This is a genomic window from Streptococcus oralis (assembly GCF_965111685.1).
Lineage (GTDB): Bacteria > Bacillota > Bacilli > Lactobacillales > Streptococcaceae > Streptococcus > Streptococcus oralis_B.
Window position 1 is genome coordinate 1,565,358 of sequence record NZ_OZ217340.1, and the last position, 19,965, is coordinate 1,585,322.

At 42.2% G+C, this 19,965-nt stretch carries 24 protein-coding genes; 9 read left to right on the forward strand and 15 right to left on the reverse strand.

All coding sequences use genetic code 11. The features are described 5' to 3' along the window. Window positions 1-91: 91 nt before the first annotated feature. The 9 genes from gatC to nusB all read left to right on the forward strand — a co-directional run bounded on the left by gatC (window position 92) and on the right by nusB (window position 7,430). Window positions 92-394, forward strand: a complete 303-nt coding sequence (gene gatC / locus ACLV7H_RS08030; RefSeq protein WP_000705412.1) for an Asp-tRNA(Asn)/Glu-tRNA(Gln) amidotransferase subunit GatC — start codon at window positions 92-94, stop codon at window positions 392-394. Further along, on the forward strand, window positions 394-1,860 hold the full coding sequence (gene gatA / locus ACLV7H_RS08035; RefSeq protein ID WP_411866874.1) for an Asp-tRNA(Asn)/Glu-tRNA(Gln) amidotransferase subunit GatA: 1,467 nt from the start codon (window positions 394-396) through the stop codon (window positions 1,858-1,860). Before gatC ends, gatA begins: the two co-directional genes overlap by 1 nt. Then, window positions 1,860-3,305 (forward strand): Asp-tRNA(Asn)/Glu-tRNA(Gln) amidotransferase subunit GatB, encoded by a 1,446-nt coding sequence (gene gatB, locus ACLV7H_RS08040; protein WP_411866875.1) that lies wholly within the window; start codon window positions 1,860-1,862, stop codon window positions 3,303-3,305. The genes gatA and gatB overlap by 1 nt, the downstream gene beginning before the upstream one ends. 57 nt (window positions 3,306-3,362) lie before the next feature. Beyond that, window positions 3,363-3,758 carry a hypothetical protein gene (locus ACLV7H_RS08045; RefSeq protein ID WP_411866876.1) on the forward strand — a complete coding sequence of 132 codons (396 nt, stop codon included), beginning with the start codon at window positions 3,363-3,365 and terminating at the stop codon, window positions 3,756-3,758. A gap of 99 nt (window positions 3,759-3,857) precedes the next feature. Beyond that, entirely contained in the window at window positions 3,858-4,826 is a 969-nt protein-coding gene (locus ACLV7H_RS08050; protein WP_411866877.1) for a zinc-ribbon domain-containing transport protein, read from the forward strand. A gap of 8 nt (window positions 4,827-4,834) precedes the next feature. Then, window positions 4,835-5,962, forward strand: a complete 1,128-nt coding sequence (locus ACLV7H_RS08055; protein ID WP_411866878.1) for an SPFH domain-containing protein — start codon at window positions 4,835-4,837, stop codon at window positions 5,960-5,962. A gap of 81 nt (window positions 5,963-6,043) precedes the next feature. After that, complete coding sequence (gene efp / locus ACLV7H_RS08060) at window positions 6,044-6,604, forward strand: elongation factor P (RefSeq protein ID WP_000568640.1); 561 nt, start codon at window positions 6,044-6,046, stop codon at window positions 6,602-6,604. 21 nt (window positions 6,605-6,625) lie between these two features. Then, a complete protein-coding gene (locus ACLV7H_RS08065; protein WP_411866879.1) occupies window positions 6,626-7,015 on the forward strand; it encodes an Asp23/Gls24 family envelope stress response protein in 390 nt (129 codons plus the stop codon). Further along, window positions 7,008-7,430 carry a transcription antitermination factor NusB gene (nusB, locus tag ACLV7H_RS08070; RefSeq protein ID WP_411866880.1) on the forward strand — a complete coding sequence of 141 codons (423 nt, stop codon included), beginning with the start codon at window positions 7,008-7,010 and terminating at the stop codon, window positions 7,428-7,430. Before ACLV7H_RS08065 ends, nusB begins: the two co-directional genes overlap by 8 nt. Window positions 7,431-7,479: 49 nt before the next feature. On the opposite strand, the gene ACLV7H_RS08075 is transcribed toward nusB, so the two are convergent. The 15 genes from ACLV7H_RS08075 to ACLV7H_RS08145 form a co-directional block, all read right to left on the reverse strand. Next, entirely contained in the window at window positions 7,480-8,205 is a 726-nt protein-coding gene (locus ACLV7H_RS08075; RefSeq protein WP_411867080.1) for a lysostaphin resistance A-like protein, read from the reverse strand. 294 nt (window positions 8,206-8,499) lie between these two features. Then, the gene (locus ACLV7H_RS08080) at window positions 8,500-9,192 is read right to left on the reverse strand and encodes a lysostaphin resistance A-like protein (protein ID WP_411866881.1); all 693 of its coding nucleotides are present in this window, start codon (window positions 9,190-9,192) and stop codon (window positions 8,500-8,502) included. Window positions 9,193-9,339: 147 nt separating this feature from the next. Continuing rightward, window positions 9,340-10,107 (reverse strand): acetyl-CoA carboxylase carboxyl transferase subunit alpha, encoded by a 768-nt coding sequence (locus ACLV7H_RS08085; RefSeq protein ID WP_411866882.1) that lies wholly within the window; start codon window positions 10,105-10,107, stop codon window positions 9,340-9,342. Then, window positions 10,104-10,970 (reverse strand): acetyl-CoA carboxylase, carboxyltransferase subunit beta, encoded by an 867-nt coding sequence (accD, locus tag ACLV7H_RS08090; RefSeq protein WP_411866883.1) that lies wholly within the window; start codon window positions 10,968-10,970, stop codon window positions 10,104-10,106. Before accD ends, ACLV7H_RS08085 begins: the two co-directional genes overlap by 4 nt. 35 nt (window positions 10,971-11,005) lie before the next feature. Further along, complete coding sequence (gene accC, locus ACLV7H_RS08095; RefSeq protein ID WP_411866884.1) at window positions 11,006-12,373, reverse strand: acetyl-CoA carboxylase biotin carboxylase subunit; 1,368 nt, start codon at window positions 12,371-12,373, stop codon at window positions 11,006-11,008. A gap of 11 nt (window positions 12,374-12,384) precedes the next feature. Then, window positions 12,385-12,807 (reverse strand): 3-hydroxyacyl-ACP dehydratase FabZ, encoded by a 423-nt coding sequence (fabZ, locus tag ACLV7H_RS08100; protein WP_000565515.1) that lies wholly within the window; start codon window positions 12,805-12,807, stop codon window positions 12,385-12,387. Continuing rightward, window positions 12,804-13,286 carry an acetyl-CoA carboxylase biotin carboxyl carrier protein gene (gene accB / locus ACLV7H_RS08105; RefSeq protein WP_411866885.1) on the reverse strand — a complete coding sequence of 161 codons (483 nt, stop codon included), beginning with the start codon at window positions 13,284-13,286 and terminating at the stop codon, window positions 12,804-12,806. The genes fabZ and accB overlap by 4 nt, the downstream gene beginning before the upstream one ends. 2 nt (window positions 13,287-13,288) lie before the next feature. Further along, complete coding sequence (fabF, locus tag ACLV7H_RS08110) at window positions 13,289-14,524, reverse strand: beta-ketoacyl-ACP synthase II (protein ID WP_411866886.1); 1,236 nt, start codon at window positions 14,522-14,524, stop codon at window positions 13,289-13,291. 25 nt (window positions 14,525-14,549) lie between these two features. Continuing rightward, window positions 14,550-15,281 carry a 3-oxoacyl-[acyl-carrier-protein] reductase gene (gene fabG, locus ACLV7H_RS08115; RefSeq protein WP_001177608.1) on the reverse strand — a complete coding sequence of 244 codons (732 nt, stop codon included), beginning with the start codon at window positions 15,279-15,281 and terminating at the stop codon, window positions 14,550-14,552. A gap of 45 nt (window positions 15,282-15,326) precedes the next feature. After that, window positions 15,327-16,247, reverse strand: a complete 921-nt coding sequence (gene fabD, locus ACLV7H_RS08120) for an ACP S-malonyltransferase (protein WP_045593233.1) — start codon at window positions 16,245-16,247, stop codon at window positions 15,327-15,329. Continuing rightward, window positions 16,240-17,214 carry an enoyl-[acyl-carrier-protein] reductase FabK gene (gene fabK, locus ACLV7H_RS08125; protein WP_200370398.1) on the reverse strand — a complete coding sequence of 325 codons (975 nt, stop codon included), beginning with the start codon at window positions 17,212-17,214 and terminating at the stop codon, window positions 16,240-16,242. Before fabK ends, fabD begins: the two co-directional genes overlap by 8 nt. A 117-nt stretch (window positions 17,215-17,331) precedes the next feature. Beyond that, complete coding sequence (locus ACLV7H_RS08130; RefSeq protein ID WP_000257840.1) at window positions 17,332-17,556, reverse strand: acyl carrier protein; 225 nt, start codon at window positions 17,554-17,556, stop codon at window positions 17,332-17,334. 57 nt (window positions 17,557-17,613) lie between these two features. Continuing rightward, window positions 17,614-18,588 carry a beta-ketoacyl-ACP synthase III gene (locus ACLV7H_RS08135; protein WP_411866887.1) on the reverse strand — a complete coding sequence of 325 codons (975 nt, stop codon included), beginning with the start codon at window positions 18,586-18,588 and terminating at the stop codon, window positions 17,614-17,616. After that, entirely contained in the window at window positions 18,588-19,022 is a 435-nt protein-coding gene (locus ACLV7H_RS08140; RefSeq protein WP_000386338.1) for a MarR family winged helix-turn-helix transcriptional regulator, read from the reverse strand. The genes ACLV7H_RS08135 and ACLV7H_RS08140 overlap by 1 nt, the downstream gene beginning before the upstream one ends. Window positions 19,023-19,112: 90 nt before the next feature. Then, window positions 19,113-19,898 carry an enoyl-CoA hydratase gene (locus tag ACLV7H_RS08145; RefSeq protein ID WP_001015586.1) on the reverse strand — a complete coding sequence of 262 codons (786 nt, stop codon included), beginning with the start codon at window positions 19,896-19,898 and terminating at the stop codon, window positions 19,113-19,115. Window positions 19,899-19,965 lie beyond the last annotated feature (67 nt).

Sequence of the window (19,965 nt, forward strand, 5' to 3'; positions counted from 1 at the left end):
TCTATTTCTTTTCAGTTTGGCTCCCTTATTTATAGGAAAATATGGTAAAATAGAACAGACTAAAAATCATCATTTCACGAAAGGATGCAAGATGAAAATTACGCAAGAAGAGGTAACACACGTTGCCAATCTTTCAAAATTAAAATTCTCTGAAGAAGAAACTGCTGCCTTTGCGACAACCTTGTCTAAAATTGTTGACATGGTTGAGTTGCTGGGCGAAGTTGACACAACTGGTGTCGCACCTACTACGACCATGGCAGACCGCAAGACTGTACTCCGCCCTGATGTGGCCGAAGAAGGAACAGACCGTGACCGCTTGTTTAAAAATGTACCCGAAAAAGAAAACTACTATATCAAGGTACCAGCTATCCTAGACGATGGAGGAGATGCCTAATGACTTTTAATAACAAAACGATTGAAGACTTGCACAACCTCCTTGTCTCTAAGGAAATTTCTGCAACTGAATTGACCCAAGCAACGCTTGAAGATATCAAGTCTCGCGAGACAGCAATCAATGCTTTTGTCACAATCGCTGAAGAGCAAGCCCTTGCTCAAGCTAAAGCCATTGACGAAGCTGGAATTGACGCTGACAATGTTCTTTCAGGAATTCCGCTCGCTGTTAAGGATAATATCTCTACCGACGGTATCCTCACAACCGCAGCCTCAAAAATGCTCTACAACTACGAGCCTATCTTTGATGCGACAGCCGTTGCCAATGCCAAAGCTAAGGGTATGATTGTTGTTGGGAAAACCAACATGGACGAGTTTGCCATGGGTGGATCAGGTGAGACTTCCCACTATGGTGCCACTAAAAATGCTTGGGACCACAGCAAGGTTCCTGGTGGTTCATCAAGCGGTTCTGCCGCAGCTGTAGCTTCTGGGCAAGTCCGCTTGTCACTTGGTTCTGATACTGGTGGTTCCATCCGCCAACCTGCCGCCTTCAACGGGATTGTTGGTCTCAAACCAACCTACGGAACAGTTTCTCGTTTCGGTCTCATTGCCTTCGGTAGCTCATTAGACCAGATTGGACCTTTTGCACCAACTGTTAAAGAAAATGCCCTCTTGCTCAATGCTATTGCCAGCGAAGATGCTAAAGACTCTACTTCTGCTCCTGTCCGCATTGCCGACTTTACTTCAAAAATTGGTCAAGACATCAAGGGAATGAAAATTGCTTTGCCTAAGGAATACCTTGGTGAAGGGATTGACCCAGAGGTTAAGGAAACCATTCTGAATGCCGCTAAACACTTTGAAAAACTTGGTGCCATCGTCGAAGAAGTCAGCCTTCCTCACTCTAAATACGGTGTTGCCGTTTACTACATTATTGCTTCATCAGAAGCATCCTCAAACTTGCAACGTTTTGACGGTATCCGTTACGGCTACCGCGCAGAAGATGCAAGCAACCTTGATGAAATCTATGTAAACAGCCGTAGCCAAGGTTTCGGTGAAGAGGTTAAACGCCGTATCATGCTGGGTACTTTCAGTCTATCATCAGGTTACTACGATGCCTACTACAAGAAGGCTGGACAGGTCCGTACCCTCATCATCCAAGATTTCGAAAAAGTCTTTGCGGATTATGAGTTGATTTTGGGACCAACTGCTCCAAGTGTTGCTTATGACTTGGACTCACTCAACCACGACCCAGTTGCCATGTACTTGGCTGACCTTTTGACCATCCCTGTCAACTTGGCAGGTCTCCCAGGAATTTCGATTCCTGCTGGATTTGCTCAAGGTCTCCCTGTCGGTCTCCAATTAATTGGTCCTAAATACTCAGAAGAAACCATTTACCAAGCTGCTGCTGCCTTTGAAGCAACAACAGACTACCACAAACAACAACCCGTGATTTTTGGAGGTGATAACTAATGAACTTTGAAACAGTCATTGGACTTGAAGTCCACGTAGAGCTCAACACCAATTCAAAAATCTTCTCACCTACATCTGCCCACTTTGGAAATGACCAAAATGCCAATACCAACGTAATTGACTGGTCTTTCCCAGGAGTTCTGCCAGTTCTCAATAAAGGTGTTGTTGATGCTGGTATCAAGGCTGCTCTTGCCCTCAACATGGACATCCACAAGCACATGCACTTTGACCGCAAGAACTATTTCTACCCTGATAATCCAAAAGCCTACCAAATTTCTCAGTTTGATGAACCAATCGGCTACAACGGCTGGATTGAAGTCGAGCTAGAAGACGGCACAACTAAGAAAATCGGTATCGAACGTGCTCACCTAGAGGAAGACGCTGGTAAAAACACCCACGGTACAGATGGCTACTCTTATGTAGACCTCAACCGCCAAGGGGTGCCATTGATTGAGATTGTATCTGAAGCTGACATGCGTTCTCCTGAAGAAGCCTACGCTTATCTGACAGCCCTCAAGGAAGTCATCCAGTACGCTGGCATTTCTGACGTTAAGATGGAAGAAGGTTCTATGCGCGTGGATGCCAACATCTCTCTTCGTCCTTATGGTCAAGAGAAATTCGGTACCAAGACTGAGTTGAAGAACTTGAATTCCTTCTCAAATGTTCGCAAAGGTCTTGAATACGAAGTCCAACGTCAAGCCGAAATCCTTCGTTCAGGTGGTCAAATTCGCCAAGAAACACGCCGTTACGATGAAGCGAACAAAGCAACCATTCTCATGCGTGTCAAGGAAGGTGCTGCAGACTACCGCTACTTCCCAGAACCAGACCTACCTCTCTTTGAAATTTCAGATGAGTGGATCGAAGAAATGCGTACAGAGTTGCCAGAGTTTCCAAAAGAACGCCGTGCGCGCTACGTGGCTGACCTTGGCTTGTCAGACTACGATGCAAGCCAGTTGACTGCAAACAAAGTCACTTCTGACTTCTTTGAAAAAGCTGTTGCCCTCGGTGGCGATGCCAAACAGGTCTCTAACTGGCTCCAAGGTGAAGTCGCTCAATTCTTGAACGCTGAAGGCAAGACACTGGAACAAATCGAATTGACACCAGAAAACTTGGTTGAAATGATTGCTATCATCGAAGACGGCACTATCTCATCTAAGATTGCCAAAAAAGTCTTTGTCCACCTGGCTAAAAATGGCGGTGGCGCGCGTGAATACGTGGAAAAAGCAGGCTTGGTGCAAATCTCTGATCCAGATGTTCTGATTCCGATCATTCACCAAGTCTTTGCCGATAACGAAGCTGCCGTTGCCGACTTCAAGTCAGGCAAACGCAACGCAGACAAGGCCTTCACAGGATTCCTTATGAAGGCAACCAAAGGCCAAGCCAACCCACAAGTTGCCCTTAAACTGCTTGCACAGGAATTGGCGAAGTTGAAAGAAAGTGAGTAATTTACTCTTTATACACTTTTTTCTACGTTTAAAACGAGAATGAGACAAGGGGAATGAATGAACAAATTTTTACGATTGCTATTTGTCTTAGTCATCATCGCTATGTTAGGCGCTTCTATACTACAAATTTTCTTTCCATCATACATGGGAAGCCACTCCGGGTATGGAATATCTGCTGGTTGGCAACGAGAAATTGGAATATGGAATTTAGCCGTATTGATTATTATTCTCGCTGTCAATATTAAATACGATTGGTTCTATCTACGAATCGCACTTCTTGCTCTCATTATTGGAGGAATTGGAATAGGAACAAATCACTTACTCAATTATATGGAGTATCACTCTCCTGTAAATGCTATCGATGCTTTTGAAAATTACTTGCTAGCAATAGGATGGATTGTGGGATGGCTCATTGAGCGCCATTCCATAAAGAAGCTAAATGCTAGTAAATAAGGCCTAGTATATCTTAGATAATTTTTAAAGGTTATTAAATAGTTTAATAATCATTCGAATTCAGAATTCTACCTTTTCAATCATATAGTTAGGAGACACATGAAAAAGTTTTACGCTCTTTTAATGACCTGCTTATTACTTGTTTTTCTTGTCATGCCTCAAATCGTTGATGCGGGTGTCGGACATTCCAGAAGTGGTAGCAGCAGTCGTAGTAGCTCCAGAAGTAGCTCTAGAAGTAGCAGTCGCTCAAGTGGAGGTGGAAGTCGTTCTGGCGGCTCATCCTACCACTATTACCGCTCTGGATACGGCTCATCCTCTGACAGTTCTACTAGCTCTCCTTATCTAGGATTTATGTTCATATTAGTCGGGGGAATCATACTAGTTGTTATCGTCAAATCCTTGCAGAATAAGTCTGGAGATTCGAGTTCAACCTACACTAATAATGATTATCAAACGCTCCATCGTCGAGTTGAACACAACACACTGGCCATTAGTCGTGTGAAATATGGGGATCCAAACTTTGACGCTGATGCCTTCATTTCTTGGGTTAAGGAAGTTTACCTTAAATTGCAGGTTGCCTGGACTGAGAAAAATTGGAATTCAGTCCGTGCGCTAGAAAGTACTAGTCTCTATTCACAGCACAGCACGCAATTAGAAGATCATATCCGAGCTAAGACAACCAATGTTTTAGAGAAAGTTTGTATCGAAAATGTTCGCATTAAGGAGTTCATTGAAAATCCTGACGGAAACGATATCTTAATAGTAATCCTATCGTCTACCTTGCGGGACTATGTCATTGACGATGAGACTCGCCGTGTCATTGAAGGAGATCCTAAAAAAGATCTCTTCACCGTGTATCAATTGAACTTTATCCGTCAACACGGTAGCCAAACGCAGGCAGTTAATCCAGACCAAGTTGTGAGCGACCACTGTCCAAACTGTGGCGCCCCATTGAAAATCTCTGCAGTTAGCGAGTGCGACTACTGTGGTGCCAATCTCTCTCGCAGTCCAAACCAATGGGTACTCGATACCTACGATGTTGTGGATGAAGACGAGCTTTATAATTAGGAGGAATTATGGGATTTATACGTGCAGCCTTATCAGCAGGCTTAAATAGTTTTAATGATAGTAAATTCAAGGAAGCCATTGTCCTTCCAGATAATGTCTCTGGCGATGCCTTGGCAATCAAGGGGCAATTACTCACTAAAGACCCAGATGGACGTTCTCGTCACAGCAATCAAAACACAGGCCTCTTGTCGGACGGCAGTGTAGTTATCGTTCCTCAAGGCTATACCGCAGTTTTGGTAAACAATGGTACCTTTCTTGGTGAGGTCCTTGAAGCTGGTAACCACGAATGGCAAGCTGGTGATAATGCCTGGCTCCTTGAAAAAGGTGGTTTAAAAGGCACTTGGGAAAACTTTAAAAACCGCTTCTCTTTCGGTGGACAAGTCATCACCCAACAGGAAATTATCTTTATCCGCATGCAACCCATCGCGGGTAATAAGTTCGGCACACAAAATGCGGTCGAATACTTCAGCGAACGTTACCAACAACTGCTCAACATCCGTTTCTATGGCTTGTTTGATGTAAAAATTGCTGACCCAGTCCTCTTCTACGTTAGTTCTGTTAGCCGTCAAATTACTGACGGACAGCCATTCACTCTCCAAGATATAGCTCAAGGAACGCTCCGTCAAAATATTGCACCGAAAATTGCGATTGCCATCGCCAAATATACCAACGAAAACAAGGTTGATATCTATAGCCTCAATGCCAATCAAGATACCTTTAACGAACTCGCTAAACAAGAAGTCAACAAGGTTTGGACAGGTCTCTACGGAATTGAAGCAACTAATATCTTGCTTGAAGACCTCAGCTACGACCAAGAAAGTCTTGATATCGTTCGCAAGCTTGATAGTGAGCTCGTGGCAATGAAGTACAACACGATTGAAATCGAAGAACGCCGTGCTCGTAACGAAGCTCTCATTGCCGCAGCCGCAAATGAAGGGAATGGTAATGGGATGAACATGTTTATGGGAATGAATCTTGGCCAAACTCTAGGTGGTCAACTTAGCCAACAAGCCCAAAATCAAGCGCCTGCTCAAAATACTGGGCAAGCTACTAGCAAGAATTTTTATATCGAAGTTGATGGGAAATACGTTCTCGTCACCAAAGACGAAGATGGAAATATCGTACCAGTCAACTAATCAAGCACCTTCTGACATTTGAGTAATGTCGTCTTTTATGGTACAATAAAGAGTAAATTATTTTATTAAAGAGGTAAAAACATGATTGAAGCAAGTAAATTAAAGGCTGGTATGACCTTTGAAACAGCTGACGGAAAATTGATCCGCGTTTTGGAAGCTAGCCACCACAAACCAGGTAAAGGAAACACCATCATGCGTATGAAATTGCGTGATGTCCGTACTGGTTCTACATTTGACACAAGCTACCGTCCAGAGGAAAAATTTGAACAAGCCATCATCGAGACTGTTCCAGCTCAATACTTGTACAAAATGGATGACACAGCCTACTTCATGAATACAGAAACTTACGACCAATACGAAATCCCTGTAGTCAACGTTGAAAACGAATTGCTTTACATCCTTGAAAACTCTGATGTGAAGATCCAATTCTACGGAACTGAAGTGATCGGTGTTACCGTTCCTACTACTGTCGAATTGACAGTTGCAGAAACTCAACCATCTATCAAAGGTGCTACTGTTACAGGTTCTGGTAAACCAGCAACGATGGAAACTGGACTTGTTGTAAACGTTCCAGACTTCATCGAAGCAGGACAAAAACTCGTTATCAACACTGCAGAAGGAACTTACGTTTCTCGTGCCTAATCTCTAGAAAGAGGTCATTCTATGGGAATTGAAGAACAACTTGGCGAAATCGTTATCGCCCCACGTGTACTTGAAAAAATCATTGCTATTGCTACTGCAAAAGTAGAGGGTGTTCACTCTTTTTCAAACAAATCAGTATCTGATACCCTCTCAAAACTCTCACTCGGCCGTGGCGTTTATCTAAAAAACGTGGACGAAGAACTCACAGCTGATATCTACCTCTACCTAGAGTACGGAGTAAAAGTCCCTAAGGTAGCGGTTGCTATCCAGAAAGCTGTCAAAGATGCCGTCCGTAATATGGCTGATGTAGAACTCGCTGCTATCAATATTCACGTTGTAGGTATCGTTCCAGATAAAACACCAAAACCAGAATTGACAGATCTATTTGACGAGGACTTCCTCAATGACTAGTCCACTATTAGAATCTAGACGCCAACTCCGTAAATGCGCTTTTCAAGCTCTCATGAGTCTTGAGTTCGGTACGGATGTCGAAACTGCTTGTCGTTTCGCCTATACTCATGATTGTGAAGATACTGATGTGCAACTTCCAGCCTTTTTGACAGAGCTAGTTTCTGGTGTTCAAGCTAAAAAGGAAGAACTAGACAAGCAAATCACACAGCATTTAAAAGCAGGTTGGACCATCGAGCGTTTAACACTCGTGGAGAGAAATCTCCTTCGCTTGGGAGTCTTTGAAATCACTTCATTTGACACCCCTCAGTTGGTTGCTGTTAACGAAGCTATCGAGCTTGCAAAGGATTTCTCAGATCAAAAATCTGCCCGTTTTATCAATGGACTGCTCAGCCAGTTTGTAACAGAAGAACAGTAATTAGAAAAAGTGTTTGACAATTATCAAACACTTTTTTCTTTGCCTCCTACTATCTAAAAAAATGATAATAGATATAATTATAAACAAAAATCCAGATGGGTTTTACATAAATAAGTAAGTTGAAAAAACTATGGCACAGGATGGTAATTTTTAAGTTCTTTGTCCAACGGTAGACAAGGGCATAGAAAAGACCGCCTAAACTATAAATAATCAAACTGATAGGATCTCGGTGAGTTAGGATCAAATGACTAAGTCCAAAGATAAGAGCAGATAGGATAACATCCAGATAGTACTTGGACTGGGGAAAGAAGGTATTCATAAAGTACCCTCTATGAATCAGTTCCTCTAATATAGGTCCGACGATTACTGTTAAACTAAAACTGAGAATAGTTGATAGAAAAGTTGGTTGCCCATTGGAGTATAGAATCGAAAGAAGGTCTTGAAAGATATACTTGTTATCAATTAGGTGATGAAACTGTAACTGAAAAGCATCCACCAATTGACGATCAAAATAAGTAGCCACTAGACCAACTACAAGGTAAAATAATCTTGACTTCTTCGAGCCCTTTTTTTCAAAAATATAGAGCATCTTTTTCTTTTTGAGCCAGTAGATAAATATTAGCAAAAGAGCTATTACTTCAACTGTTAAAAAGATAGAATAGCCATCTATCCCCCATCCTAAAAACTTAGTTAAATGCATAATCCCTAACTCTGGTAGATAAACCGATAGAAATACCAGTGATGTATAGACTCCCAAATGCGCTAGTTTTTTCATTTTTACAAACTTCATTAACTTCTTGTTCCGCTATATAACTTATTCCCGTAATTTAGATTTCTAATTTCCTTTCAAGTTTGAAAATCATTTAAACGTTACAAACTTCTATATCTATTATAAATCATTTTTTACCAGTGTGCTATTCGTCTCCTCAACTGTTAATTTTTCGTCCTGAATGGTAGCTTTACTCATTGAGAAATAAGAAATTGATAAAAGAGATTTCTCTATCTTCCCATTAAATTAGAAAAAATTGTTTGACAGATATCAAACAATTTTTTCTTTGCCTCCTACTATCTAAAAATCAAATAATAAATATAAAATCGACGGAGCATAGGGAATAATATTATAGAAACTATGACAAACAATGGTAAATCGAAGACTACCCGTAACTCGATAAGCGACTGCAAATAGAAGACCAAGAATACTATAAATGATGAGACTGATGGGATCACGATGGGATAGAACCAAGTGACTGAGCCCAAAGATGAAAGAAGACAAGATCACATCCAAATAAAACTCCGACTTCGGAAAGAAGGTATTCATAAAATAACCCCTATAGATTGTCTCCTCAACAACAGGTACAATTGAAATGTTAAAGATTAAAAATATAAGACTTGATAGAGTCGTTTCTCTTCCGTTTAAGTAAAGTTCTGAAAGAAGGTCTTGGAAAATAAAGTTATGGTCAATCAATCGAATATTCTGCATTCTAAATCCATTTAAAAAAGAATAGATAAGAAAGCAAGCCACCAAGAAAGCGAGATAGGACCAGTGCCAACCCTTTTTCTCTAAGATAGCGAGCATCTTCTTCTTTTTCAACCACAAAACGAATAGAAAGAAAATAAGCAACACTTCTCCAACTAGGAAGATTATATAGCTGTCCATTCCTAAACCAAAGGTCCTAGCTAGAGTTATAGCTCCTAATGGCGTTAAATAAATGTACAGGAACATTAAAATCATACAGATTCCTAAATGTATTGTCTTTTTCATTCTTTCTCTCCTAATGATAAACTCTCTATAAGGGCAATATAGAGGATATACTATTGATTGTTTTTCTTATTTATCTAGAGCATTCATGTTTATCTATGCTCTATTATCAAAATAGCTAGAACAAATTGTTCTAGCTTTTAAATTATCTTAGTATTTTCTAAAGCGTTTGTAACGTTCTTCAATAAGTTGGTCGAGTGGTAGTTCTTGCAACCTATCTAGTTCTGCACGCAATTCATTTTTAACGCATCCTAGCAGTTCTTTACTTGACAGCCCTGCCTCTGAGATTACCTTGTCTACAATTCCCATTTCTAGAAGTTCATGCGAAGTGATTTTCATCAACTCTGCTGCTTCCATAGCACGACTTCCATCCTTCCAAAGGATAGAGGCAAATCCTTCAGGGCTAAGTACTGCGTAGATTGAGTTTTCTAACATCCAGACACGGTTAGCTACGGTTAGAGCTAGGGCCCCACCAGATCCACCTTCACCGATAATAATCGCGATGATTGGAACCTTGAGGTCACTCATTTCCATCAGGTTTCGGGCAATTGCTTCACCTTGTCCACGTTCCTCTGCTCCAACACCTGGGTAAGCACCCGCCGTATTGATAAAGGTCACAACTGGACGGCCAAACTTTTCTGCCTGTTTCATCAGGCGCAAGGCCTTACGATAACCTTCTGGATGAGGTTGCCCAAAATTTCGTTTGAGGTTGTCATGAAGACTCTTCCCCTTTTGGATACCAAGGACAGTTACTGCTTGATCACCTAACCAGCCAATTCCACCAATGACCGCACCATCATCACGAAAAGAGCGGTCTCCATGCAATTCGATAAATTCATCAAAGATTCCATTGGCAAAATCAAGTGCGGTCAAGCGACTCTGCTCGCGTGCCTCTCTGACTATTTTTGCAATATTCATCCGCGACTTCCTCCATGCAATCTTACTAATTTAGCAATTGTTTCAGGCAATTCTCTCCGTTTGACAATTGCATCAACAAATCCATGTTCAAGCAGAAATTCTGCCTTTTGGAAGGCATCCGGCAAGGTCTCACGAACTGTATTTTCGATAACACGACGCCCAGCAAAACCAACCAAACTCTGTGGCTCCGCTAGGATAATATCACCTTCCATAGCAAAAGAAGCGGTCACCCCACCTGTTGTCGGATCGGTTAAAATAGTCAGGTAAAAAAGTCCGGCCTTGGAATGACGTTGAACTGCCGCAGAAATCTTAGCCATCTGCATCAAGCTCATGATCCCTTCTTGCATACGAGCTCCACCAGAAGCTGTGAAGAGTACGACTGGCAAGTTTTTTACCGTCGCATACTCAAACAAGCGCGTGATTTTTTCACCCACAACGGTTCCCATAGATGCCATGATAAAGTTTGAATCCATGATCCCAAGGGCAACTTTTTGTTCCTTGATGCTAGCTGTACCAGTTAGTACTGCTTCATCCAAACCTGTCTTTTCACGCATAGTAGCAAGTTTTTTCTGATAGCCAGGAAAGTTTAATGGATCTTGAGTTTCAATACCCGTAAACATCTCCAAAAAGCTGTTAGAATCAATCGTCAAATCCAAGCGTTCCTGAGCTGAAATACGGAAAGTATAGTTACAATGGGGACAAATTCGTTCGCTCCCAAGATCCTTTTGGTAAATGGTGTGTTTACAACCAGGACACTGGGAGAAGAGTTCATCCGGGACCTCAGGCTTGGCTTGTGGTGCTTGCCTTACGGAACGGTTAGGATTGATCCGAATATACTTATCCTTTTTACTAAATAGAGCCATAACTCCCCCTTTTAGTTCTCATACTGTTTGAAAGTCTATTCTTTTTCTTGGTATTTTGGCAAGAAAGTTTCCATCAAGAAGGAAGTATCGTAGTCACCAGCGATAACTCGGCTGTCTGAAATCAGATCCAACTGGAAGTCTGCATTGGTTTGCACTCCTTCAATATCAAGTTCATAAAGAGCCCGTTGCATCTTCATAAGAGCATCAAAACGATTCTCCCCATGAACAATGATTTTGGCAATCATACTATCATAGTAAGGAGGAATGGTATAACCTGGATAAACTGCTGAGTCTACACGCAATCCAACTCCTCCACTTGGAAGGTAGAGGTTGGTGATTTTCCCTGGGCTTGGAGCAAAGTTAAATGCTGGATTTTCTGCATTGATCCGGCACTCGATAGCGTGACCTCGTAGGACAATATCTTCTTGTTTGAAAGGTAAAGGTTGCCCGGCAGCAATGCGAATCTGTTCCTTCACGATATCAACACCTGAAACAAACTCTGTGACTGGGTGTTCAACTTGCACACGAGTGTTCATTTCCATGAAGTAGAAATTGCCACTCGCTTCATCGAGAAGAAATTCAATCGTACCTGCATTTTCATAGCCTACAGACTCTGCTGCACGAACGGCTGCAGCACCAATTTCATGACGAAGGGTTTTGCCAATCGCAATGGATGGGCTTTCTTCTAAGACCTTTTGGTTATTCCGTTGGAGTGAACAATCCCGTTCGCCAAGATGGACAACATGACCCTCTTGATCTGCAAGAATCTGAACTTCGATATGACGAGCTGGATAAATCACACGCTCAAGATACATTGCGCCATTTCCAAAGTTGGCCTTGGCTTCACTGGATGCTGTCTCAAAGGCTGCGACCAAGTCTTCTGCCTTTTCAACCTTACGAATCCCTTTTCCACCACCACCTGCAGATGCCTTAAGCATGACTGGGTAGCCAATTTTTTCAGCAACTGCAAGGGCCTCTTCAGCCGTGTGAACTTCACCATCAGATCCTGGTATAACTGGAACCCCAGCCTTGATCATTTGTTCACGCGCATTTATCTTATCACCCATGGTGTCCATCACAGCACCAGAAGGACCGATGAACTTAATTCCCACTTCATCACACATCGTGGCAAACTTGGAGTTTTCGCTAAGAAAACCAAAACCTGGGTGGATGGCTTCTGCTTCTGTCAAGACTGCAGCAGACAAAATTGCATTGATATTGAGATAAGACTCTGTCGCCTTACCAGGTCCGATACAGATAGCTTCATCCGCTAGGAGTGTGTGAAGAGCTTCCTTATCAGCAGTTGAATAAACTGCTACGGTCGCAATGCCCAATTCACGCGCAGCTCGAATAATGCGAACCGCAATCTCACCACGGTTGGCAATCAAAATTTTACGAAACATGGAGAACCTCCTTAGTTTCCAATTGCAAAGGTAAGAGTACCACTCGCTGCAAGCTTACCATCTACTTCAGCCTTTGCTTCAACCACAGCAATCGTACCACGACGTTTTACAAAAGTAGCCGTCATAACTAATTGGTCACCTGGTACAACTTGCTTCTTGAACTTAACCTTGTCCATGCCAGCGTAGAAGACCAGTTTCCCTTTATTTTCAGGTTTGGACAATTCCAAGACACCAGCAGTCTGAGCCAAGGCTTCCATGATAAGAACACCTGGCATAACTGGATATTGTGGAAAATGACCATTGAAGAAAGGTTCGTTGATGGTCACATTTTTAATGGCAACAATGGTATCTTCGCTCACTTCCAAGACACGATCCACTAGGAGCATAGGGTAACGATGGGGTAGAGCTTCTTTGATTCCTTGAATATCGATCATTTGATACGTACCAATCCTTTACCGAACTCAACCATTTCTTCATTTGAAACGAGAATTTCTGTCACCACGCCATCCTTAGGTGCAGGAATTTCATTCATGACCTTCATGGCTTCGATGATCACCAAAGTCTGACCTTTTTTTACACTGTCTCCGACTGTGACAAAGGCAGGTTTATCTGGTCCAGCGGCCAAGTAAGCCACCCCTACAAGTGGGCTCTCAACGACATCCCCCTCTGGAGCAACAGTCGATTCAGCTGGTGCTTCTTCTACTGGACTCTCTACTGGAGTTGAAGGAGCAGAAACTCCTGGACTTGCAGCTACTGCAGTTGGTGCTGGAGCAACTTGAGCTGTTGCTTCAGAAGCAATTCTTGCTTCATTCTTGCTGAACTGCAATTCATCCGTTCCATTTTTATAAGAAAATTCTCTCAAACTTGATTGGTCGAATTGAGCCATCAAGTCTTTGATCTCATTTAAATTCATAATTATTTATTCTCCCAACGTTTGAAAGCAAGAACCGCATTGTGTCCACCAAAACCAAAAGTGTTTGAAATAGCATAAGGAATTTCTTGCTCCAAGCCTTCTCCATAAACAACATTCGCTTCGATATAATCTGACAACTCACTTGTACCAGCTGTCATTGGTACAAAGTTATGACGCATGGCTTCGATTGTAGCGATTGCTTCTACCGCGCCTGCCGCACCAAGCAAGTGTCCTGTAAAGGACTTGGTTGAAGATACAGGTACTTCTTTACCAAGGACAGCTACTATTGCACCACTTTCTCCTTTTTCATTAGCAGGAGTTGAAGTTCCATGGGCATTGACATAAGCCACTTGTTCTGGAGAAATCTCTGCCTCTTCCAAAGCTAATTTAATTGCCTTGATTGCACCTTGACCTTCTGGATGAGGTGAAGTCATATGGTAAGCATCGCAGGTATTTCCATAACCAACTACTTCAGCTAAGATAGTTGCTCCACGTTTTTCAGCATGTTCAAGGCTTTCAAGAACCAACATTCCTGAACCTTCTCCCATCACAAAACCATTACGTTCTTTGTCAAATGGGATAGAAGCACGAGTTGGATCCTCTGTAGTTGATAGGGCGGTCAAAGCTTGGAAACCGGCGATGGCAAAAGGAGTGATAGATGATTCTGATCCACCAACTAACATGACATCTTGAAAACCAAACTTGATAGAACGGAAGGCATCCCCAATGGCATCGTTTGATGAGGCACAGGCTGTATTGATTGATTTACAGATACCGTTTGCTCCGAACCGCATCGCAACATTTCCTGAAGCCATATTTGGCAAGGCTTTTGGAAGTGTCATTGGCTTAACGCGTTTTGGACCTTTTTCATGAAGACGGATAACCTGATCTTCGATTTCTTTAATTCCCCCAATACCAGAAGCAACGATGACACCAAAGCGATCTTTATCGATTGTTTCTACATCAAGATTTGCATTTGTTACCGCTTCTTGAGCCGCATACAAGGCATACAAAGAATAGTTGTCAAAACGGTTGGTATCTTTTTTGACAAAGTATTTATCAAATGGGAAATCTTGGACTTCTGCTGCATTGTGCACAGCAAATTCGCTGTGGTCAAATTTAGTGATTTCTCCAATTCCAATTTTTCCAGTTTGTAAACTGTTCCAAAATTCTTCTGGAGTATTTCCGATAGGAGAGGTCAATCCGTAACCTGTTACTACAACTCGATTTAGTTTCATCTGTCTTACCTATATCTTTCTTTTTTTACATGCTAAGTCCGCCATCAACAGCGAGAACTTGTCCAGTCAAATAATCCTGTCCGGCCAGGAACACTGTAGCATCTGCGATATGTTCTGCTTGACCAAACTGTTTCATTGGGATTTGTGCCAATGTCGCTTCCTTGACCTTATCAGACAAAACAGCTGTCATATCTGACTCGATCATTCCTGGTGCAAGAGCATTTACGCGCACATTACGATTGGCAACTTCACGTGCTACTGACTTGGTAAACCCAATCAAACCCGCTTTAGAAGCCGCATAGTTGGCTTGTCCGATATTTCCCATCAAACCGACCACACTGGACATATTGATAATCGCACCTTCACGTGACTTGATCATCTGTTTCAAGACTGCTTGAGTCATGTTAAAGGCACCTGTCAAGTTGATCTTAATCACTTTTTCAAAGTCTTCCTCGGTCATCTTAAGCATGAGAGTATCCTGAGTAATCCCAGCATTGTTGACCAAGACATCGACAGAACCGAGTTCTGCAATTGCTTGATCTACCATACGCTTGGCATCTGCAAAGTCTGAAACATCACCTGAGATCGGTACTACTTTGACACCGTAGTTTGAAAACTCAGCCAGCAATTCTTCTGAGATTGCTCCACGACCATTCAAAACTACATTAGCGCCTAGTTGAGCAAATTTGTGAGCAATGGCAAGTCCGATACCACGACTTGAACCTGTTACAAAGACATTTTTGTTTGTAAGTTGCATTCTATTTCTCCTATTTCCTGTTGTATTTTGTGGGAGAAGGGACCATTAGTTTCCTAACAAAGCATCCAAGCTTGCTTGGTCTTCAACGTTAGCTAGCTGAGCTGTTTTATCGATTTTTTTGACAAAGCCTGATAGGACCTTACCCGGACCAATTTCAATAAAGTTGGTTACCCCAGCATCCTGCATCACAGCAATACTTTCATAAAAACGAACAGGTTCTTTGACCTGACGCGTCAAAAGCTCTTGGATTCGACCTTTTTCCATAACAGCAGCTTCCGTATTTCCGACTAGTGGGCAGGTAAAGTCAGAGAAATTCACTCCTTCAAGAGCTCCAGCTAGTTGCTGACTGGCTGGCTCAAGCAGAGCTGTATGGAAAGGACCAGATACATTTAAAGGAATCAGTCGTTTTGCTCCTACTTCCTGCAAGAGTTCAACTGCGCGGTCAACCGCAGCCACCTCACCACCGATAACGATTTGGCTTGGGGTGTTGTAGTTAGCTGGAGTTACTACTCCAACTTTAGAGGCTGTTTCACAAGCTTCCTCAATCACTTCAACTGGAGTATTAAGAACGGCAACCATCTTTCCAGAGCCTGCAGGTGCAGCTTCTTGCATATAAGCACCACGCTTAGCAACCAAGGCAACTGCATCCTCGAAGTCCAAGGCACCACTTGCTACAAGAGCAGAATATTCCCCAAGAGACAATCCTGCTACCATATCTGGCAGATAGCCCTTTTCTTTCAATAGACGGTAGATGGCAACCGAAGTCGCTAAAATAGCAGGTTGCGTATAGCGGGTCTGGTTTAACTTAGTTTCGTCCGTATCGATCAAGTCACGAAGATCATAACCCAGTACTTGACTGGCTTGATCAATGGTTTCCTTGACGATAGGATAGTGGTCATAGAGGTCTCGTCCCATTCCAAGATATTGAGCACCTTGACCGGCAAATAGAAAGGCTGTTTTAGTCATTTCTTACAACTCCTGCCCAACGAGAGGCTTCTTCCTGAATTTTCTTGGCAGCGCCATGATATAGATCTTTTAGGATTTCTTCGACGGTTTCTTCTTTAGAGACCAAACCAGCAATCTGACCCGCCATAACGGATCCACCTTCTACATCTCCATGAACAACGGCTTTAGCAAGAGCACCAGCTCCCATTTGCTCAAAGATTTCTAAATCTGGATTTTCTTGTTTAAAGGCATCCTTTTCAGCCTGTTCAAAGTCACGTGTCAACTGGTTTTTAATGGCGCGAACAGCATGTCCAAAATGTTGAGCTGAAATAGTCGTATCGATATCACGCGCTTTTAAGATTTTTTCCTTGTATTTTGGATGGGCGTTAGATTCCTTGGCTACTACGAAACGCGTACCAACTTGAACAGCCTCTGCACCAAGCATAAAGCCTGCAGCGACACCTTCACCGTCCGCAATTCCTCCAGCTGCGATAACCGGAATTGAAACAGCTGCAGCAACTTGGCGAACCAAGGTCATGGTTGTTAATTTACCAATATGTCCACCAGCTTCCATTCCCTCTGCAATAACTGCATCTGCACCAATTTTTTCCATGCGTTTTGCCAAAGCAACACTTGGAACAACAGGAATAACTGTAATTCCTGCATCATGGAAACGAGTCATATATTTACTTGGATTTCCTGCACCAGTTGTAACCACCTTGACCCCTTCTTCAATCACGAGATCAACGATGTCTTCTACAAAAGGTGACAAGAGCATGATGTTGACACCAAAAGGTTTGTCCGTAAGTGATTTGATTTTATCGATATTAGCCTTTACGACCTCTTTAGGTGCATTCCCACCACCTATAATCCCTAGACCACCAGCTTTTGATACTGCACCAGCCAAGTCACCGTCTGCAACCCAGGCCATTCCTCCTTGAAAAATAGGATAATCAATGTTCAATAATTCTGTAATACGTGTTTTCATAGTGCCTCCATCATTCCTTGCTTACGTAATAGTTCGACGATTTTATCATTTGAGTTTCAAACTATTACCTAAACAAGAGGGAGTGGGTTTCCCCTACTCCTTCTAGTAATATGTTAATTATTTTGTTTGCTCTTCAACGTAGGCAACCAAGTCACCAACTGTTTTCAAGTTATCTTCTGCTTCGATTTGGATATCGAAAGCATCTTCGATTTCAGAGATTACTTGGAACAAGTCCAATGAATCTGCATCCAAATCATCAAAAGTAGATTCAAGTGTTACTTCTGATGCGTCTTTCCCAAGTTCTTCAACGATAATTTCTTGTACTTTTTCAAATACTGCCATGATAGGACTCCTTTAAAATATAAAAAATTTATAACTATGTGTTTACCACATGATTACCTAGATTGTAAGAATGAGTGTGCCCCATGTCAAACCTCCACCGAAGCCTGATAGGAGAATCGTCTGGCTACCATCTAAACGAATCATGCCATTCTCCACACACTCTGAGAGCAAAATCGGGATACTTGCTGAACTGGTATTCCCATACTCCATCATATTGGCAGGAAGCTTGTCTCGGTCAACACCGATCTTCTTAGCCATCTTATCCAAAATGCGGATATTTGCCTGATGAAGCAAGAGATAATCCAATTCTGATGCTACGATTGGACCATTTTCAATGGTTTCTTTGATCGATCTAGCAACATCACGATTTGCAAAATCAAAAACTGCTCGTCCATCCATTTTCAAAAAAGCAGGAACTGCTTCTTGATCCGAGAAAGGGGAAGCCAAAGCCGTTTGACCATAGGTCAAACACTCGCTCCGAGAGCCATCCGTATAGAGACTTTCCACAAGGAAGTGACGTGTTTCGCTCGCTTCCAAGAGAACCCCACCAGCACCATCCCCAAAGAGAACAGCTGTCGAACGATCTGACCAATCAACTGCCTTGGATAAGGTTTCAGCCCCGATAACAATCCCTTTTTTGAACTGTCCAGAACTTAAAAATTTTTCAGCAGTTGAGAGAGCGAATACAAAGCCACTGCAAGCTGCTGTAAGATCAAAGGCAAAAGCTCTATGCGCTCCGATATTTGCCTGAACCCGAGCTGCCGTAGAAGGCATCATCGAATCAGGAGTAATCGTCGCTACAATGATAAAATCAATCTGATCTGCTGTTAAGCTCCCTTTATCCAGTAAGCTCTTAGCAACTTCTGTCGCCAAGTCACTTGTAGACTCCGTTTTTGAGATATGTCTCTGTTTAATTCCTGTCCGACTTGAAATCCACTCATCGCTTGTATCCATGATTTGAGCCAAGTCATGATTAGTGACCACTTGCTCTGGGACATAATGAGCAACTTGGCTTATTTTAGCAAAGGCCATTATTTCAAATCCTCCAAAAATTGATAAAGGTTCGTCAAGCCTCTGCCCATGACTTCTTTTTCCTCAGGGCTCATGCCATCGATGATTTTTTCGACCATAGCCTTGTGGAATCGTTTATGAAGACGGTGAACCAAACGGCCTTGCTTTGTCAAATGCAGATAGACCACTCGACGGTCTTGGTCAGAACGAATACGCTCAATATAACCTTTTCTCTCCAGGTTATTCAAACTCGTCGTCACTGTCCCAAGAGTTACCATCAGTTCTTTTGAAACCTTACTTGGCGTTGCCTCCGGGAACTTCCCAATCACATCAATCGTGTGCATTTCTTTGATGGAGATGTCTTTGAATCGACTACCTCTTAAGCTAACCTCCTCAATCACAAGGACGTTATTAAAAATAGATGTTAGATAATCATTTACTTGTTGGTAGTCCAAACTTTTTCCCTCCCCCTCAAAAAGCTTTTACAATCAAAACATTTGATAGAAAAAGTATAACAAACTTCAAAAAATTATGCAAGTATTTTTTTATTTTCCTGAAAATTTTGGTCTTCTTCTTTCAGAATGTGCTCGAACCCCTTCTTTAAAGTCTTCAGTTAGAGATAACGATTCTTGTAATTCCAATTCTAATTCAGCATAATTCTGCCAATCCTTAAATTGACTTTCCCAAACTAACTTTTTAATCGCTGCGTATGAGTTTGCTGAACCTCTTCTTAATTTTTTCAGAACTTGTTCTCTTGTTTTTTCTAATTTGTCAACTTCACAAACACGGTATACCACGCCCCATTCCAGTGCTTTTTCTGCGGTCAAGGCTTCACCTGTCATGGCAAGCTGTGCAGCCCGTGTTACCCCGATGCTACGACTCAAGAGATGAATCCCACCAGCGTCTGGCGCCAAGCCAACTCCAACAAAGGCTTGGATGAATTTTGCCTTATCAGTCGCCAAGCAAAAATCGACTGCTACTGCCATATTTGCTGCAGCACCAGCAACCGCTCCATCTACCTCCATCAAAACAGGTTTAGGAATTTGCTTGATTTTAAAAGAAATTGTATTGACTAATTCTGCAATCTTATTCAAAGAAGGGATATCATCTTCGTCTACTGCTCGTTTCATCTCAACCAAGTCTCCCCCAACTGAAAAGACCTTCCCATTAGCATTAATCAAGATGAACTGCACAGCTTGATCCTGCTCTGCTAGAGTCAAAGCTTCTAAAATTTCCTCACACATTGGGATATGGAAACCATTTGCCACTTCGGGACGATTCAAAGTAATGATAGCAAGATCATCTACGATCTGATATAAGATATGATTCATAGCTTCTCCTTTTTTTTTGTAAGACAATAAAATTGTTTCATCATCAAAGTATACCTTTTTTTGGATA

Bases quoted from the DNA above. Each gene is read 5' to 3' on its own strand.
- gatC (WP_000705412.1), top strand. From the start codon at position 92: ATGAAAATTACGCAAGAAGAGGTAACACACGTTGCCAATCTTTCAAAA.
- gatA (WP_411866874.1), top strand. From the start codon at position 394: ATGACTTTTAATAACAAAACGATTGAAGACTTGCACAACCTCCTTGTC.
- gatB (WP_411866875.1), top strand. From the start codon at position 1,860: ATGAACTTTGAAACAGTCATTGGACTTGAAGTCCACGTAGAGCTCAAC.
- ACLV7H_RS08045 (WP_411866876.1), top strand. From the start codon at position 3,363: ATGAACAAATTTTTACGATTGCTATTTGTCTTAGTCATCATCGCTATG.
- ACLV7H_RS08050 (WP_411866877.1), top strand. From the start codon at position 3,858: ATGAAAAAGTTTTACGCTCTTTTAATGACCTGCTTATTACTTGTTTTT.
- ACLV7H_RS08055 (WP_411866878.1), top strand. From the start codon at position 4,835: ATGGGATTTATACGTGCAGCCTTATCAGCAGGCTTAAATAGTTTTAAT.
- efp (WP_000568640.1), top strand. From the start codon at position 6,044: ATGATTGAAGCAAGTAAATTAAAGGCTGGTATGACCTTTGAAACAGCT.
- ACLV7H_RS08065 (WP_411866879.1), top strand. From the start codon at position 6,626: ATGGGAATTGAAGAACAACTTGGCGAAATCGTTATCGCCCCACGTGTA.
- nusB (WP_411866880.1), top strand. From the start codon at position 7,008: ATGACTAGTCCACTATTAGAATCTAGACGCCAACTCCGTAAATGCGCT.
- ACLV7H_RS08075 (WP_411867080.1), bottom strand. From the start codon at position 8,205: ATGAAAAAACTAGCGCATTTGGGAGTCTATACATCACTGGTATTTCTA.
- ACLV7H_RS08080 (WP_411866881.1), bottom strand. From the start codon at position 9,192: ATGAAAAAGACAATACATTTAGGAATCTGTATGATTTTAATGTTCCTG.
- ACLV7H_RS08085 (WP_411866882.1), bottom strand. From the start codon at position 10,107: ATGAATATTGCAAAAATAGTCAGAGAGGCACGCGAGCAGAGTCGCTTG.
- accD (WP_411866883.1), bottom strand. From the start codon at position 10,970: ATGGCTCTATTTAGTAAAAAGGATAAGTATATTCGGATCAATCCTAAC.
- accC (WP_411866884.1), bottom strand. From the start codon at position 12,373: ATGTTTCGTAAAATTTTGATTGCCAACCGTGGTGAGATTGCGGTTCGC.
- fabZ (WP_000565515.1), bottom strand. From the start codon at position 12,807: ATGATCGATATTCAAGGAATCAAAGAAGCTCTACCCCATCGTTACCCT.
- accB (WP_411866885.1), bottom strand. From the start codon at position 13,286: ATGAATTTAAATGAGATCAAAGACTTGATGGCTCAATTCGACCAATCA.
- fabF (WP_411866886.1), bottom strand. From the start codon at position 14,524: ATGAAACTAAATCGAGTTGTAGTAACAGGTTACGGATTGACCTCTCCT.
- fabG (WP_001177608.1), bottom strand. From the start codon at position 15,281: ATGCAACTTACAAACAAAAATGTCTTTGTAACAGGTTCAAGTCGTGGT.
- fabD (WP_045593233.1), bottom strand. From the start codon at position 16,247: ATGACTAAAACAGCCTTTCTATTTGCCGGTCAAGGTGCTCAATATCTT.
- fabK (WP_200370398.1), bottom strand. From the start codon at position 17,214: ATGAAAACACGTATTACAGAATTATTGAACATTGATTATCCTATTTTT.
- ACLV7H_RS08130 (WP_000257840.1), bottom strand. From the start codon at position 17,556: ATGGCAGTATTTGAAAAAGTACAAGAAATTATCGTTGAAGAACTTGGG.
- ACLV7H_RS08135 (WP_411866887.1), bottom strand. From the start codon at position 18,588: ATGGCCTTTGCTAAAATAAGCCAAGTTGCTCATTATGTCCCAGAGCAA.
- ACLV7H_RS08145 (WP_001015586.1), bottom strand. From the start codon at position 19,898: ATGAATCATATCTTATATCAGATCGTAGATGATCTTGCTATCATTACT.